Origin of the sequence: Staphylococcus edaphicus (genome assembly GCF_002614725.1) — a bacterium.
GTDB lineage: Bacteria > Bacillota > Bacilli > Staphylococcales > Staphylococcaceae > Staphylococcus > Staphylococcus edaphicus.
The window spans coordinates 21,822-37,854 of the sequence record NZ_MRZN01000016.1; the positions used below are offsets into that span (position 1 = coordinate 21,822).

Annotated in this window: 13 protein-coding genes and 1 pseudogene; 5 read left to right on the plus strand and 9 right to left on the minus strand. The window is 31.5% G+C overall.

From position 1 onward, the window contains the following. The first annotated feature begins 42 nt into the window (after positions 1–42). Positions 43–339: a HesB/YadR/YfhF family protein gene (locus BTJ66_RS09660; protein WP_099090757.1), complete on the plus strand. Its 297-nt coding sequence runs from the start codon at positions 43–45 to the stop codon at positions 337–339. A 323-nt stretch (positions 340–662) separates the two neighbouring features. Here the strand turns inward: BTJ66_RS09660 and menI are convergent, their stop codons facing one another. The 3 genes from menI to BTJ66_RS09675 all read right to left on the minus strand — a co-directional run bounded on the left by menI (position 663) and on the right by BTJ66_RS09675 (position 5,857). Further along, complete coding sequence (menI, locus tag BTJ66_RS09665; RefSeq protein WP_099090758.1) at positions 663–1,121, minus strand: 1,4-dihydroxy-2-naphthoyl-CoA hydrolase MenI; 459 nt, start codon at positions 1,119–1,121, stop codon at positions 663–665. A gap of 117 nt (positions 1,122–1,238) precedes the next feature. Then, positions 1,239–3,947 (minus strand): aconitate hydratase AcnA, encoded by a 2,709-nt coding sequence (gene acnA, locus BTJ66_RS09670; protein WP_099090759.1) that lies wholly within the window; start codon positions 3,945–3,947, stop codon positions 1,239–1,241. Between the two features lie 266 nt (positions 3,948–4,213). Further along, positions 4,214–5,857, minus strand: coding sequence for a glycine betaine uptake BCCT transporter (locus tag BTJ66_RS09675; RefSeq protein ID WP_099090760.1), 1,644 nt, complete (start codon positions 5,855–5,857; stop codon positions 4,214–4,216). Between the two features lie 207 nt (positions 5,858–6,064). On the opposite strand from BTJ66_RS09675, the gene mscL reads away from it, so the two are divergent. Further along, positions 6,065–6,418: a large conductance mechanosensitive channel protein MscL gene (gene mscL, locus BTJ66_RS09680; RefSeq protein WP_099090761.1), complete on the plus strand. Its 354-nt coding sequence runs from the start codon at positions 6,065–6,067 to the stop codon at positions 6,416–6,418. Positions 6,419–6,620: 202 nt separating this feature from the next. Here mscL and BTJ66_RS13875 read toward each other — a convergent pair. Further along, positions 6,621–6,781: pseudogene (locus BTJ66_RS13875) on the minus strand (IS5/IS1182 family transposase); the annotation flags it as partial. A gap of 1,173 nt (positions 6,782–7,954) precedes the next feature. Here BTJ66_RS13875 and BTJ66_RS09685 point away from each other — a divergent pair. Genes BTJ66_RS09685 through BTJ66_RS09695 form a run of 3 tightly spaced genes read left to right on the plus strand, consistent with a single transcriptional unit; the run spans position 7,955 to position 9,870 of the window. Then, positions 7,955–8,326: a GntR family transcriptional regulator gene (locus BTJ66_RS09685; RefSeq protein WP_099090762.1), complete on the plus strand. Its 372-nt coding sequence runs from the start codon at positions 7,955–7,957 to the stop codon at positions 8,324–8,326. After that, on the plus strand, positions 8,313–9,194 hold the full coding sequence (locus tag BTJ66_RS09690; protein ID WP_099090763.1) for an ATP-binding cassette domain-containing protein: 882 nt from the start codon (positions 8,313–8,315) through the stop codon (positions 9,192–9,194). Before BTJ66_RS09685 ends, BTJ66_RS09690 begins: the two co-directional genes overlap by 14 nt. Next, entirely contained in the window at positions 9,187–9,870 is a 684-nt protein-coding gene (locus BTJ66_RS09695) for a hypothetical protein (RefSeq protein WP_099090764.1), read from the plus strand. The genes BTJ66_RS09690 and BTJ66_RS09695 overlap by 8 nt, the downstream gene beginning before the upstream one ends. A gap of 192 nt (positions 9,871–10,062) precedes the next feature. On the opposite strand, the gene sbcC is transcribed toward BTJ66_RS09695, so the two are convergent. The 5 genes from sbcC to BTJ66_RS09720 form a co-directional block, all read right to left on the minus strand. Beyond that, the gene (gene sbcC / locus BTJ66_RS09700) at positions 10,063–13,092 is read right to left on the minus strand and encodes an exonuclease subunit SbcC (RefSeq protein WP_099090765.1); all 3,030 of its coding nucleotides are present in this window, start codon (positions 13,090–13,092) and stop codon (positions 10,063–10,065) included. Then, positions 13,093–14,223: an exonuclease subunit SbcD gene (gene sbcD, locus BTJ66_RS09705; RefSeq protein WP_099090766.1), complete on the minus strand. Its 1,131-nt coding sequence runs from the start codon at positions 14,221–14,223 to the stop codon at positions 13,093–13,095. A 110-nt stretch (positions 14,224–14,333) separates the two neighbouring features. Continuing rightward, on the minus strand, positions 14,334–14,801 hold the full coding sequence (locus tag BTJ66_RS09710) for a CcdC family protein (RefSeq protein ID WP_099090767.1): 468 nt from the start codon (positions 14,799–14,801) through the stop codon (positions 14,334–14,336). A 231-nt stretch (positions 14,802–15,032) separates the two neighbouring features. Next, complete coding sequence (locus BTJ66_RS09715; RefSeq protein WP_099090768.1) at positions 15,033–15,218, minus strand: hypothetical protein; 186 nt, start codon at positions 15,216–15,218, stop codon at positions 15,033–15,035. 516 nt (positions 15,219–15,734) lie between these two features. Continuing rightward, positions 15,735–15,974, minus strand: a complete 240-nt coding sequence (locus BTJ66_RS09720) for a YneF family protein (RefSeq protein ID WP_002507765.1) — start codon at positions 15,972–15,974, stop codon at positions 15,735–15,737. Between the last annotated feature and the right edge of the window lie 59 nt (positions 15,975–16,033).

Sequence of the window (16,033 nt, forward strand, 5' to 3'; positions counted from 1 at the left end):
GTCATAAGTTAAGCACTTGTGAACCGAAAGGAGTCTTTTATTATGGAAATAGAACTTTCAAATAAAGCTGTGTCTTGGTTTAAAGAAGAACTTGAGTTACCTGAAGATGACAAAGTCTTACAATTCTTTGTACGTTATGGTGGAGAATTCCAATTAAAGCAGGGATTTAGTCCTGCATTTAGTGTAGACAAAAAGGACGATGTCGAAATTGGTTATGAAAATCACTATGATGGTCTAGATGTTGTAATTGCTGAAAAAGATTTATGGTATTTTGAAGATCATAATTTATTTATTGACGTAAATGATGGCGTAGATGAAATTTCATATGCTACAAAATAATCAAAGATAATATAAAAATAGACAAACCTTAGGTGATTATTTGCCTAAGGTTTATTTATGTATGCATATTGTTTAAAATTTAAAAGATAATTATGCTTTTTATTAGCTATATTGCTGTTTTTTTAAGACTTATGCCAACTTATCCAGGAAAAAGCAACTGCCCTAGCATACTAGATTAAACAGTATTCAAGCAAAACGTACACAAAAACTGCCAATAAAGTCGGAACTTTATCGGCAAATTTAAATAGTTATTCGCATAAACTTAACTTTACTGCTGTTCAATAACAAGTCTCCCATTTAGCTCTTTTTCATTAATTAAAAATTTATAGACCATTCACTACTTCTAGATTTTCTCCTGCTTTATTTCTCTTATCAACCTCACTATAAACTGCATGCCATTCTGGGAAGTACTTATCTAGTCTAATTGGTTTAAAGTCTTCTTTTTTAATACAAGTCAATGCAGTCGCTCCTGTAGTTGCAAGCTCACCAGCTTCATTATAAATTTCATATTTATATATAGAACGTAAACGGGAATATTTTTCAACCCATGTTTTGATTGTTACTTTTTCTGGATAAAATATGGATTTAATATACTTGATGTCTAAATCTATAACAGGCGAAATAATCCCTGTCTCTTCCATATCTTTATAACTAAAGCCAAGTTTAGAAATATAATCCGTTCTTGCGACTTCAAACCAAGTAGGATAATTGCCATGATAAATTACGCCCATTTGATCAGTTTCTGAATAACGTGCTTCAATCTGTGTCATACTGTAAATCATTTTGCATCCTCTTTTCAATATTTCTACTGATACATTTTCACACTATAAATATTAACATAAAAAAGATGGACTAGCATATTGCCAGTCCATCAGTTATAAATTGTATACGCTTAGTATCTATTGTTGTCCAGCTAATTTATTTCTCAATACGAGCTGTAGAATTCCACCATGACGGTAGTAATCCATTTCAACATTTGAATCGAAACGAGCAATCGCATTAAATTCGATCACTTCACCATTATCTTTCTTAGCTTGAACTTTAACTAAATCATGTGGCTTAACATTTTCATCAATGTCTACAGAGATAATTTCAGTACCATCGATACCTAATTTATCAGCTGATTCGCCTTCTTGGAATTGTAATGGTAAGACACCCATCATAACTAGGTTCGAACGGTGAATACGTTCATAACTTTGAGCTATAACTGTTTTAACACCTAATAAGTTTGTACCTTTAGCAGCCCAGTCACGTGAAGAACCCATACCGTAGTCATTACCTGCTAATACAACTAGTCCAGTACCATCTTCTTTATATTTCATCGCTGCATCAAATATAGACATTTGTTCGCCTGTTGGCCAATAAGTAGTAAAGCCACCTTCTGTACCAGGCGCTAATTGGTTTTTAATACGAATATTTGCAAATGTACCACGTACCATTACTTCATGGTTACCACGACGAGAACCATATGAGTTAAATTGGCGAATTGGTACACCGTGTTCGATTAAATATTTACCTGCTGGTGTATCTTTTCCAATTGCACCTGCTGGAGAAATATGGTCTGTTGTTACGGAATCACCAAATTTACCCATCACACGTAAATTATTCAATGAATCAATTGTTCCAGGCTCTTTTGATAAACCTTGGAAGAATGACGGATTTTGAATATAAGTTGATTCTGGATCAAAATCATATAATGGTTGATCCGTAACATCTATTTCATTCCACATTTCATTGTTGTTGTATACTGTTTCATATTCTTCTTTAAATAAATCAGGTGTAACAACTGTGTCAACTGTATCTGAAACTTCCTTGATTGATGGCCAAATGTCTTTTAAATACACATCTTCGCCATCTTTACCTTTGCCGAGTGGTTCATTTTGTAAGTCAATATCAACTGTACCAGCTAAAGCATAAGCAACTACCAATTGTGGTGATGCTAAATAGTTCGCTTTAACTAAAGGATGAATTCGACCTTCAAAGTTACGGTTACCTGATAATACAGAAGTTACAAGCAAATCTTCTTCAGCTATTGCTTTTTCGATTTCTTCTAATAAAGGACCAGAGTTACCAATACAAGTAGTACAACCATAACCTACAAGGTTGAAACCTAAATCATCTAGATACTCATTTAGACCAGAATCTCTTAGATAACCAGTAACGACTTTTGAACCTGGTGCTAATGATGTTTTCACATATTCAGGTACTTTAAGTCCTTTTTCAACTGCTTTTTTAGCAACAAGGCCGGCACCTAACATAACATACGGATTTGATGTATTCGTACATGATGTAATCGCAGCAATTGCTAAATCACCAGTCTTCATAGTAGTTGATGTTCCATCTTTAAATTCGATAGTCGCTTTTTTATCAAATTCACTTTCATCAAAACCATGACCTTGATTGCCTGCTGGTGCAGTAACTGATTTTTCAAATTCTGTCTTCATGTCACTTAAGAAAATTAAGTCTTGCGGACGTTTTGGACCTGATAATGATGCTTCAACCGTAGCTAAATCTAATTCTACAACATCCGTGTATTCAGGGTCCTCTTTTTCTACAGTGAAGAACATGCTATTTTCTTCTAAATATGTTTTAACTAAGTCAATTTGTTCTTCAGAACGACCAGTTAAACGCATATATTTCAATGCTTCTTCGTCTACTGGGAAGAAACCACAAGTCGCACCATATTCAGGAGCCATATTTGCTATCGTTGCACGGTCAGCTAATGGTAAATGTTGTACCCCTGGACCGAAGAACTCAACGAATTTACCTACAACGCCTTTTTTACGTAATTCTTGAGTTACGCGTAACGCTAAGTCTGTTGCAGTAGCACCTTGTGGTAAAGCATTAGATAATCTAACACCAATTACTTCTGGAATTGGGAAGTATGAAGGTTGACCTAACATACCGGCTTCTGCTTCTATACCACCAACACCCCAGCCTAATACTCCAAGACCATTAATCATAGTAGTATGTGAATCTGTACCAACTAATGTATCTGGAAATGCTACTGTTTCACCGTCAACTTCACGAGCATGAACGACATTAGCCAAATACTCTAAGTTTACTTGGTGAACAATACCAGTTGCTGGCGGAACGGCGCTATAATTATTAAATGCTTTAGTTGCCCAGTTTAAGAATTGGTAACGTTCATAGTTTCTTTCAAATTCTAATTTCATATTTCGTTCTAGTGCTTCTGGATTAGCATAGCTATCTACTTGTACCGAGTGGTCAATAACTAAATCTACAGGCACTTCTGGATTGATCTTGTCTAAATCTCCGCCTACATCATTCATTGCTTTACGTAACGAAGCCAAATCTACGACAGCAGGTACACCTGTGAAATCTTGTAAAATAACACGTGATGGTTTGAAAGGCACTTCACCATCAGCACCTTTAGTAAATTCCGATAATGCTTTGATATGTTCATCTTTAATTACAAAACCATCTTCTTGTCTTAAAACAGATTCTAATAATACTCTAATTGAATATGGCAATTTAGATACTTTAGTTAAACCCTGTTCTTCTAAAGTGTTTAAATCATAATACGTGTATGATTTCCCGTTTAAGTCAAACGATTTTTTCGCTTGCTGTTTAATATTAGAAGCCATATAAATCCCCCTTGAATTTTTTAATATATGCCGTTAATTAAATTGTATAATTATATGTACTTTAAAACAACTAGATAACGTCAGAAACATTACTAAGTTAGATTTGATTTTTCAATCAGTATACATAAGCAAAACTTATCATTAGCTCTATGTGTAATAAGTTATTATTATCAATTGAGAATCATTATCAGCTATCTCTCTATTTTTGTATTAATAAAAAAACTGAGAATCCAAATTGGATTCTCAGTTATGGCTAGCAATCAATATTATTTTTCAGTTTTTTCTGCATTTCTTAATGGTGTACGTTTTTCAATAATATCGTCTTCATAATCTTCTTGTTGATGTTGCACATAATCTTGCAATCTATGTTTATTTGGTGTCAATGTCAAACCTAAGAATTTACGTTCTTGGTTAGCATCTTTGTAGAATGAAATCATCATCATAATAACTACAAAGGAGAACGGCAAGGCACTAATAATAGCGGCACTCTGAATCGCATTCAATGCTTCAGCACCATTTCCTCCACCAGCAAATAATAATACGAAAGCAATTAATGATTGTGCAATACCCCATGTCACTTTAATCATATTAGCTGGTTCTAATGAACCATTTGTTGTTTGCATACCTAATACAAATGTTGCTGAGTCAGCAGAGGTAATAAAGAATGATGCTATCAATATTAAGGCTATGATTGATAATATCATACCTAATGGAATTTCATTAAACACACCAAAGAGTTGCGTTTCTGGAGTCATATTAAATAACTCTGGATTTTTCTTACCAGTTTCAATACCTAATACACCAAATACGCTGAACCATACGAAACTGACAAGTGCAGGTACTAAAAGTACCCCACCTATAAATTCACGTATAGAGCGTCCTTTTGATACACGAGCAATGAAAATACCTACGAACGGACTCCAGCTTAACCACCAACCCCAATAGTAAAGTGTCCAACTTGACATCCATTCACGTTTTTGAGGGTTTTGTGCTGCAGTATCAAATGTATTTAACATGAAAGAGTTCAATAAACTACCTGTTGAACTAGTCATCATATTTAAAATTAATACTGTTGGTCCAATGATTAGAACGGCAATCATTAATACAGCACCTAAACTAATGTTTAAGTTACTTAAGTATTGGATACCTTTACTTAATCCTGACCAAGCACTCATGATAAATAAGATTGTTACTATAACAATAATGATGGCTTGAATCCAAACATTATTTGGTATACCGAATAAATAATGAAGCCCACCATTGATTTGTAATGCGCCCATACCTAGTGATACGGCAACACCTACAACTGTAGCAAATACAGCGAGTACATCAATGATTGTCCCAATTGGGCCTTCAACTTTATTTCCTAAGATAGGACGTAACGTTCTAGAAATTAATCCAGGTTCGCCTTTTCTAAATTGAGCATAAGCTAGTGCTAACGCAACTACGCCATAAATTGCCCATGCATGGAATCCCCAATGGAAAAATGTCGAACGTAACGCTTCAGTATAAGCTGCTGATGTTTTTGGATCTGCATTTGGAGGCGCTGCAAAGTCAGCCATTGGTTCTGCTGCACCATAGAATACAAGTCCAATACCCATACCAGCACTGAACAACATAGCGAACCATGAAATTGTATTAAACTCAGGTTTGTCGTTCGGTTTACCTAACTTCAATTTACCAATCGGACTAAAAATTAGGAAAATACAGAAGAATACTATAAACGTTGTAAGAATTAAGTAATACCATCCAAGTTTATCAGTTATCCAAAGCTTAATTGTATTCGTAACGGTATCAAATTGTTCTGGTAAAATTGCACCGATAAGAACAACAATCGCTACGATAATCGCACTATAGATAAAAACCGGAGATATCTTCTTACCATTAGGTTGGTTACTAGAAGAATTCATAATTAATTACTCCCTTTCTTATCATATTAAATTTTTAACTCTAAAATATAATGCTTAGCATTGCTAAACACTATTATTTTATGTAATAGCCATGTATTACAATAACAAAACAATCTACTAATATCAAATTTCGTTAAATAAACTATTTTCTTAAATTTAAAATTAATGTATAATAATCTTTAAATTTAAATAAAAGGAGTTAATTATATGTTAAAGGAATTCAAAGAATTTGCCCTTAAAGGCAATGTTTTAGATTTAGCAGTCGCTGTAGTTATGGGTGCAGCATTTAATAAAATCGTAACTGCTTTAGTTTCATACATTATCATGCCTTTAATCGGTTTGATCTTCGGCACTGTTGACTTTGCTAAAAGCTGGTCATTTATGGGGATCAAATATGGTATGTTTGTTCAATCAATCATCGACTTTATCATAATCGCCTTTGCATTATTCATTTTTGTTAAAATTGCAAATACATTAATGAAGAACGAAGAAGAAGAAGAAATCGAAGAAAATACTGTACTATTAACAGAAATCCGTGATTTATTACGTGAAAAAAATTAAACTTATTTCATTACCAAAAAAGAGGCTGGGACAGAAATGTTCTAGAAAGTAAAAATACAGTGGAAATTCATTTGTAAAATTGAATTTCCACTGTATTTTTGTTTAAAGTCTTTTTGGTAACTCTAAGATTTACCATTCCCCCTATATTTGTTGCAATTAAGGCAACTCAACTTCGCGTTTTACTTTAGATTTTTTCAGTTTCAGGATTTGGAAAAATATCATAAGATAAAACAAACTGTGAATTTGTAGCGATTTGTAAATTAGAACCTGGTTTTAATTTTCCATTCATCATATGATCGTCTTTCATTCTCATGAAGATGTATCACAATCTGTTTAGGAATAGCTATTTTTTCCATCTAATATTTCTAATTGCTTTTTATACTTAACCTGTCTGTCTATATTTCACTCAAGGATTTCTTAGTCTTATTTATCTCGCTTCTTTTAGTACTTAATGGTTTTCGTTATATTACATCTTCTGAGTTACATATCTCATCATTTAAATCTTCGCTTTTTTGTTCTAATCTACCTCTAAATTCTTCAATGTACTGACGGTAAATTCATCATTTATTTCTGGAATCACTTCATTAAAAATAGCATTCAGATATTTTTTAATTGTTCAATGACTTTACTATTATATCTTTCAGTGTTTTTCTCTGTATAAATGTATACTTGTTAGTGCTTGCTTCAATCTTAGTACCATCTATTTATATACTTTCCTCATCAATAAGGTTAATTTCCTCTAATCGTGTTCTAAAATTAATAAACAGCGATTGGATATTAATTCCAAAGCGGTTTATTATTCGATAAGATGGTGTATGATTCTGCGACAACCACATCATACGTCTACTATCTTTAAGAAGGCTTTCAATCATACTTTCAAAAAAAACAGATTACGTCTACGAATAAAGTATAACCTCCAACATTAATTTAGGGTGATAAGTGGAAGCTCCACGTGAGTGTTTAAATACGTAGAATTTTTCGTTAAGTATAGACTCTATAATTTGATTTACATAAAGCGCGATATCATTTTTTGGAATTAATACTTCAATATCTAATGGTAGAGTTATTGAGACATGTTATAATTTTTATACATAAGCCACCTCGTTAATTTGGTTTTGTGATGAGTAATTAAATTATACGGGAGTACTTTATTTTTCTATAAAATGAAAATTTATAACGATTTTGTAAAGTGCTGAGGCCTTAGAGAATGGTATGAGTGAGAGACTACAAGCTCGAATCATCCCCTAGGCAAGCATGCACGAACAAAATTGTAGATAAAAAAAACATCTCAATTTTACTGAATGAATCAGTAGAATGAGATGTTATTTTTTTAAGTTAGGAATTATGTCCAAGACCCTCTCTTTGTTTTGTCTCAAAAAATTAAATTTAACGTACTTGAATTGCTGATATAATCATTATTAACATCGTTTAGGACGAATGAAATAGATGAAGAATGTTTGACAAATAGTATAAATGACACTATAGTTGATTACACAACTAATCAACCAGTCATGTTATAGGATAAGGAGAATGGAAATGAAACCTACTTTAAATGAAGATGCACCTATATTTTTGCAAATTGCAGATATGATTAAAGATGATTTAGTTGAAGGGCTTTTGTCAGAAGGCGAACAAATACCTTCCACAACGGAACTTTCAAACTTTTACAATATTAATAGAGCGACGGCTCAAAAAGGTATTGCACTGTTGATGGATGAAGGGATTGTAGCTAAGAAAAGAGGTATTGGTGTATTTATAGCTGAAGATGCGCGCGACAAGCTCGTAAATACAAGAATGCAAGACTTCTCAAACTCTTATATCCAAAAAATGGTTAAAGAAGCTAAGAGACTTAATATAAGTAAGGAAGAATTAATAAGAAGGGTGGAACAGGACTATGACAATAATTGATATTCAGAATATGTCGTTTAAGTACAAAGATGATTATGTACTTCGTGATTTAACACTTCAAAATGATGAACCCATGATTATTGGGTTATGGGGACGAAATGGGTCTGGTAAGACGACATTAATGAAACTCATATCAGGTCAAGAAAAGCAAAATTCAGGTGACATAGCGATATTAGACTATAAACCTTATAATAATGCAGAAGCTTCAAAACAAATTACGTATTTAAGAGAGAATCACTTCTTCGGAAAGACATGGAATGTAAATGACGCGATGAGATTTGCGGCGATGTTCAATGACAATTGGAATCAAGAAGAAGCAGATTATTTAATAGATTTATTTGAACTACCAAGAAAGAAGAAGATTCGAAACTTTTCTAAAGGTATGAAATCAATGGTTCAAAGTGTGATTGGGCTTGCAAGTCATGCACCAGTGACGATGTTAGACGAACCGACAAATGGTTTAGATGCTTATATGAGAAAGCTGTTTACTCAAGCGTTGAGAGAATCGTTCGAAGCAGATCCAAGATATATCATGATTGCTTCTCATCATATTAAAGAAATTGAGAAGATATGTGAAAAACTCATCATTATATCTAATCATCGTGTGAAGTTACATGAGCCTATTGAATACTTTCAATCTAGAGGAGCGATATTGGTTGGTAAATTAGAAGATATACATCAAATTATTTCGAAGGATGATATCATTGATCAATCAACAATTATGAGTCAGCATAAAGTTATGGCAGATATTCCTTATAATGCAGCGTTACAAGAACAGTGTAAAGCGTTGAATGTAAAAGTTGATAAAGCGAGTATTCAAGATTATTTAGTAAATATGACGATGATAAAGGAGGCTAATCATGGGTGACTTAAAAGGGTCTTTTTCGATTATCTTTAAAGAGCTAAAAGTACAACTATATACGTTTAGTACCGTACTTGTCGTTTTAGCAGCGATATACTTTGTGATTGGCTTTTATATTGAACCATCAGATTCATATAATCCTTTATTATCTGGACCAGTTTACGGTATCTTAGGTTTCTTACCATTCTTCATGTTTGGTGATGCGTTTAAATCATCAATTGAACTTGGTGCGACAAGAAGACAGTATATACTAAGCTTATGGTTAAGTTATATCATATTTATAGTTATCATGCTTATCATTCAAGAAGTTATTAGCTTTATATTAGAGCGTGTTGCAAGTGCTAGAAGTAGTGAAGTCACACTCATGCGAGTAGCTGATATATTGCCTAATGCAAGTGGATTCGATAATATGTGGGTGGATTTCCTAGCTATTATGTTTATCGCAGGTATTTGTTTCTTACTAAGTGCGATTATGTATCGCGCAGGTGTTATTCCAACGCTAATTGGTCTACTCTTTGTAGGAGTGATTATATTTATATGGTTTGTACTAGGTGATTTCACGCCATTCTTCAAATGGGTATATCACCATATTTATGAAATGTTTCATATATTAGGTGCAATTGGATTAATATCATCATTAAGTATATATCCAATTATGATTAAAGCAAGGTTGAAGGTATAGGAGTTAAAGGTTGGGACATAAGATAATATTCTAACCTCATTATTCATATTGGCAGTAGATGACTAGGCTTGAAAATGCACTTATATCAAACTTTTTTCAAGTCTAGTCATCGTTGCCGGAGCGGGGCTATGAAATCTTTTTGTACAAATTAGATTTCTGTCTCGCTCCTTTTTTAATAATTCTTAATTCAAGTCATTGGTTTTTGAAATGTGTTGTACTTTGATATTGTTCTGTAGTTACTTCCAATATTAATGGAATCCTTTGTTTGAGCTCGCTTACGTGAGAAATAATACCAACCATTCTGCCAGTTGATTTTAGACTTAACAAGGTATCTAACGCAGTTTCTAAAGTTTCCTGATCTAACGTACCAAATCCCTCATCAACGAACATAGACTCTAATGCAATCCCCCCCGATTCTTGTTGAACAATTTCACTTAATCCTAATGCCAAAGCCAAAGATGCCTGGAATGTTTCTCCTCCAGATAAAGACGTAATATGTCGTGTTTGATTAGAATGGGTATCAAATACATCTATTTCTAGGCCACTATATCCTTGAGAAATTTGAGCGCGTCTGGTTAACTGAAATCTCTGACCAGTCATAACCGCTAAGCGTTGATTAGCTTGAGTAAGTATACGCTCTAAATAGTATATAAGCACATAGTTTTCTAGCGTTAGTTTTTGGTCATTTTTACCTGCTAGTATTTCTGCCAATTGAAAAACTTCTTGTTGCGCTTGCAATTCACTATTTAAAATATCTATAATCTTATTAATTTCAGCTATTTTTTTATTATTAAATTCTATTTTATAGTCATGTTGACTTAATTCGGTTGAAACAGCTTCATATAATTGTTGTAATTCTTCAAATATTAATATTAATTGTTGTGTGTCTTCTAATTCTTTATTATTTATTTCAGTTTTGAGTTGAGAAATATACAACTCATATGATTGTTTTGACTTATTAAATGCCTCTATATCTCGTTCTAAGTCTTCCTTTTCTGATACCTGAGCTGCCACTTGATTAACCTGGTCTAGAGATGTAAAACCAATACGCTGCATTTCTTCGTTAATTTTTGTCTCAGTTATTTTAATTTCTTCTTCAATTTCAGTAAGATGCTTTTCTAAATAACTTGCACTATTTTTTTCAACAGCTAAATTGCTATTATAACTTTGTATTTTCTGTTCAATTTCATTTAAAACTTGTTCAAAATGACGTATTTTATCACGTGAATTTTCAAAATCTGTAATAAATACTTCAACCTGCTTATATCCTGTTGTATGTTCAAAATCATTAACCAGCGTTTCATTCTCTTTTAAACTATGCTCTTTTTTTTGAATATTCATTTGCAAGTCATGATAATTTTTTTCAGATTGTTGCAACTGTTCTTTCAAATTTACAATTTTATTATTTTCTTCTTCTAAATTTCTCTTTTCTTCATATTTTTTATCAAGATCGAGTTCCAGTGATTTATAATTTGTATCTTTTAATGCATCTAATGAATAATGTGATTGCTGTTCATTAATATAAGCTAATTCGCTTTCACATTTAATTTGATTTTCTTTTAATGTAGCACTTTTTTGTTCAATTTGTGTGAGTTGTTCATGTCTATCTATTATTTCATCAAAATTTATATGGTTGCTCAATGTATGAATTTCATTACCGCAAATTGGACATGTATCACCTGTGTGTAAAGCAGCTTGCACGGTTGCTATGATATCTTTTTTGTTATTTAAATCTAAATTAGACTTATCTATCCTTTTAGATTTCTCTTCTAATTGTTTACGTTCAATATTTAATTCTTTGAGATAAATTTGCTTTTGATTTTTTCTATTTTCTAAAGCTTCAAATGCGAACTTGTCTTTTTCATTTTGTTTCAATTGTTTTATTTTAGTATTAAAATCAAATATTTCATTCGTAATTTGTTCAATCCTTTGATAATCAGGATGACGATCGTTTAATTCAACTTTAATATGGTTTATTTGCTCATTTTTATTAGCTAATTCCTTTTCTAAATGAGTATAAGCGTCATTTAATGATTGACAATTGGTATAAGCAATTTTATATTTACTAGCTTTTTCAAAAAATAATTGCGTTTGTTCTACAAAATGTCTTAATTCACCTATGTCATTTTCTATTTCTTTATGTTTAGCTAATTCGTGATGACATTGCTTTAATTGTTCTTCTATCTCATTAATGTGCTCATTTTTATCTTTAATTTTGTGAGTTAATTCATCTTGTTTAAAATTTATATTATCTTTGGCATCCAATAAATTTGTAATGGGTCTCACTTCGTTAATTTCTTTTACTCGCTTAATTTTTTTATTAATTTCATATTCATTAACTAATAGTTCATTATACTTTTGCTGATTATCCTGTAATTTATTTAAAGATTCTTCCAGTTTAATATTTTCATTTAAGTTTGTTTCAGAAGTGTTTAGTTTTGTTTTTAGTGTGTCTTTTTGACTCTTTAAGTTATCTCGTATAGTTTGACCTTTCGCCTTAAATTCTGGTAATGCCTTGATGATATGATTTGTTTGTCTTGCGTTAGTTAATTTATGTTCATTTAATATCCCATCATCAAATGTTTCTAGTTCTTTCCAATGATTTTCTAATTGATTATATCTTGTTTCTATTTGTTCTCTCACTTCTTTTACATCATCAGATAATTTCTTTTGTATTTCTTCAAACCTTTGACTGTTAAATAATGTTCTTAAAATATCTTGCTTTTCTATACTTTTAGATAATAAAAATCGTTTGAATTCGCCTTGTGGCAATATGAACAGCTGTCGGAATTGTTCTGCATTCACTCCAAGAAGTTCTTTAATAAATAAATTACCGCTATTGATTTTACTTTCCCTAAGCGCAAAATCATCACCCTCATACTGATAAACTGCAAGTTGGCCAAGCGTTTTATTTTTATTTCCTTCTTTTATAAATGCGCCTTGTCGTTGTATTTTAAAGTATTGATCTCTTAATTTAAATTCAAATTCAACAACCATTGGTTTTTTACTTTCAGCAAAATGACTTCTCAAATCACTTTCTTTTCTATCTTTAGTGGAAGCTTCTCCAAATAATGCATAAACAACAGCATCAAATATCATGGTCTTACCAGAACCAGTTTTACCACTGATTAAAAACAATTGGTTATCTTTCACTTCAGTAAAATCAACTGTTTCATTCAAAAAGGGGCCAAAGTTGGTTAAATGCAATTTAATTGGTCTCATTTATTTAGAACTCCCTTCAAGTAATGCTGTCATAATTTTTTCTATTTTTTTACTTTGATTCGTAGTTAAATGTTCATCTGTTATACTATTATAAAAATTATCAATAATTGTTTCGTCATCTAATTTTTGAATTTCAATATTTTCATGATGCATCGGCATATTAAAATCAAAAGTTTGATTTGTTAATGCAAGTGTATTGGGATAAATCTGTTTTAAATGCATCATCGGATCGCTAACATGTGACATATGCTTTAACTTAAAGTGTAGATAATTCTCTTTGCTCTTTACTTCTAATTGTTCTTGAACCGCATCTTCATAATTTCCTTCAATAACTTCCAATTGTCTTAAAGGTGCAATTGGTACAAATTTGTCTTTAATTTCTCGATCTTCGATTTGAACAATTTTATAACCTTTAGGTTGCTTTGTTTCTGAAAATGAATATTGTAGCAGCGAACCACTGTAATTTATATAATTAGAATCAATACTAAAAGGATGATGAAGGTGTCCAAGCATGACTCTATCAAACTGGTTAAACGCACTTGCTTCAACTGCTTCCACTGTGCCTATAGTTAAGGGCCTTTCGGATTCAGAACGAATCCCCCCTTGTACAGTTAAATGTCCAATAAAAATATTTATTTTATTTTTATCTAATACTTCATTCATATATGTTAAAACCTTACTTAAAGCCTGCTGGTGCGTTTCTATCGTATTATCTTCAAAAAAGTATTGCATCTCATTTATGGTTGCAAAAGGCATCGTATAGAAGTCTACTTTGCCAAAGGATATTGGCTTATTCATATCCTCGAGGCTAGTCCGAATATACATTTGTGATTTCTCAAACCATTTTGCTCCGTAATTCAATCGTTCTTTACTATCATGATTACCATTAATCATAATTAAAGGAATATTCATTTCTAAATTTAATGTATCAATTGTCCGTTCTAATAATTGAATTGCATCTTTATTCGGATAACTTGTATCATATAAATCTCCTGCAATTACGATGATGTCAGGTCTTTCAAGCTTCATCGTTTCTATAAATTTATTTAATATGTATACTTGGTCTTCTAATAATGATTTGCCATTTAATATTCGGCCTAAATGCCAATCAGCAGTATGTATTATCTTCATCAAATCGCCCTTTCGGAGAACATTTGTTCGTATTTAATTTTATTATATTTTTCATCGTACTGCAAGTATATTAAAAACGCCGCCTACCTTTACAGATAAACGGCAATAATCTATTGAATTAAAGTACTTTTAACTTTTTTAAATTTATACAACATGGCAAGTCTCCAAGGAACAATCATACAAAATGCTAACAAGAAAAACATGCCAGCAATTTCACCAGGATCAATTTGATTACTTATAAATATTTTGATTACTGTACGTATCAGCAATAATGAAATCAGTATGATCGGAAACGCTTTTGAACGTTTCATATAAATTTCACTACCATGTGTTTCAAATCTAGAAGTCCAAATTAATATACTAGAAAATATTATCCCCATAACAATGCATTCTAAAATTTCAGTTCCTGTTAATCTAAAATACGGAACAACATACATCAATGCACCGGTTGCCATAAAAAATGGAGGTAATATAATTTTCTTTTCATTTACAGGAAATTGTTGTGCTTTCATTCTAATAATTATGACACCAATACCCATTAAAAATGCAAAAACAATAGAAAATACTAAATACAACACGCTTACACCTTCTTTGCGTTTCTACAAGATGATATTTACCATGGATAGTATATCATTTAACAAATGATTAATCAGTAATAAAATCCCAATAATCAATTACTTTTTAAACTTTTACGGAATATTTTTAATCCTTTCACCTTTTAAAACAAAAAATAAAACGTTTAAAGTAATAAAACACTACACTTAAAATAAAATCAGCCTAGTTTTAGGCTGATTTTACTGTACGTATAATTATATAGCATGTGTATGCGTACATGCGGATAATGCATCGTTTAAAGTATATCTAAGATAATTCATATCATGTATTTGCATTGCGTTATGATATTTCTTAAATGCCTCTTCGGTCGGAAAGTTTATATGCATATTCGCTAGTCGATCAAGTACTTCTTTGTCTTCCATGGCATAAGCATCCTTCACTTATTACTACCTCCCTTATATTCATATTATAACAAATTACATTCTATATTCAATTATTTTCTGAATATTCTAAAATAATATAATAACATACGCCCATTTGAACTACTGTTAAATCAATTATTTTTTTAATTCAATATTCATCAAAAAGTTTGTATTACTTTAATATTTAAAAAATTCAAAGCTATTGATCTTGAAAATTATTAGTTTTAATCACCAACTTGCTAATGATATTAGACATGTTTCATTAAATATGATTTGGAAGTTAATCTGTATTAACTTTCCTTATGAATATAAATAATAAGAAAATATGATTTTTAAGTGGCTAAGTCATCAAGAATTGTAAACAACAGCGAACATTTATGGCCACTTATACCCGAACAGCGAAAAGGAAGTTGCCGACTTATTAGAAACGACATACGAAAACAGTTTAAACACAAAATAAAATTCCCTTCCATAGACAAAAACAAGGGCTGACAACTACTTGTTAAAAGTAGCTATCAACCCTTTAATGACGCATTATTTAGACTTTTTCAATTGATCTTGTTGATTTTTGTTCATCATCGTCATCATTTGATTTATTTTCTTTTGAGAAGGTTTTTGACCCATTTGCATCATCATCATTCGTAGCATTTCTTCATTGATTGGTGGGTTCTTTTTAAGATAATCCATCATATATTTTCTTGCAAGGAAAAATCCACCTACTAAACCTAAAATTAATGCTAACACGATTAATAAAATTGCTAACCAAGTTGCCATTGTTTCACCCACTTTCCTATCCTAATGAATTTTACTAAAATTAATGCTCATTTTCAAGA

Excerpts from the sequence above, each read along its gene's own strand:
- BTJ66_RS09690 (WP_099090763.1), top strand. The coding sequence starts at position 8,313 with ATGACAATAATTGATATTCAGAATATGTCGTTTAAGTACAAAGATGAT.
- BTJ66_RS09695 (WP_099090764.1), top strand. The coding sequence starts at position 9,187 with ATGGGTGACTTAAAAGGGTCTTTTTCGATTATCTTTAAAGAGCTAAAA.
- BTJ66_RS09720 (WP_002507765.1), bottom strand. The coding sequence starts at position 15,974 with ATGGCAACTTGGTTAGCAATTTTATTAATCGTGTTAGCATTAATTTTA.
- mscL (WP_099090761.1), top strand. The coding sequence starts at position 6,065 with ATGTTAAAGGAATTCAAAGAATTTGCCCTTAAAGGCAATGTTTTAGAT.
- BTJ66_RS09660 (WP_099090757.1), top strand. The coding sequence starts at position 43 with ATGGAAATAGAACTTTCAAATAAAGCTGTGTCTTGGTTTAAAGAAGAA.
- acnA (WP_099090759.1), bottom strand. The coding sequence starts at position 3,947 with ATGGCTTCTAATATTAAACAGCAAGCGAAAAAATCGTTTGACTTAAAC.
- sbcC (WP_099090765.1), bottom strand. The coding sequence starts at position 13,092 with ATGAGACCAATTAAATTGCATTTAACCAACTTTGGCCCCTTTTTGAAT.
- sbcD (WP_099090766.1), bottom strand. The coding sequence starts at position 14,223 with ATGAAGATAATACATACTGCTGATTGGCATTTAGGCCGAATATTAAAT.
- BTJ66_RS09675 (WP_099090760.1), bottom strand. The coding sequence starts at position 5,857 with ATGAATTCTTCTAGTAACCAACCTAATGGTAAGAAGATATCTCCGGTT.
- BTJ66_RS09685 (WP_099090762.1), top strand. The coding sequence starts at position 7,955 with ATGAAACCTACTTTAAATGAAGATGCACCTATATTTTTGCAAATTGCA.
- menI (WP_099090758.1), bottom strand. The coding sequence starts at position 1,121 with ATGATTTACAGTATGACACAGATTGAAGCACGTTATTCAGAAACTGAT.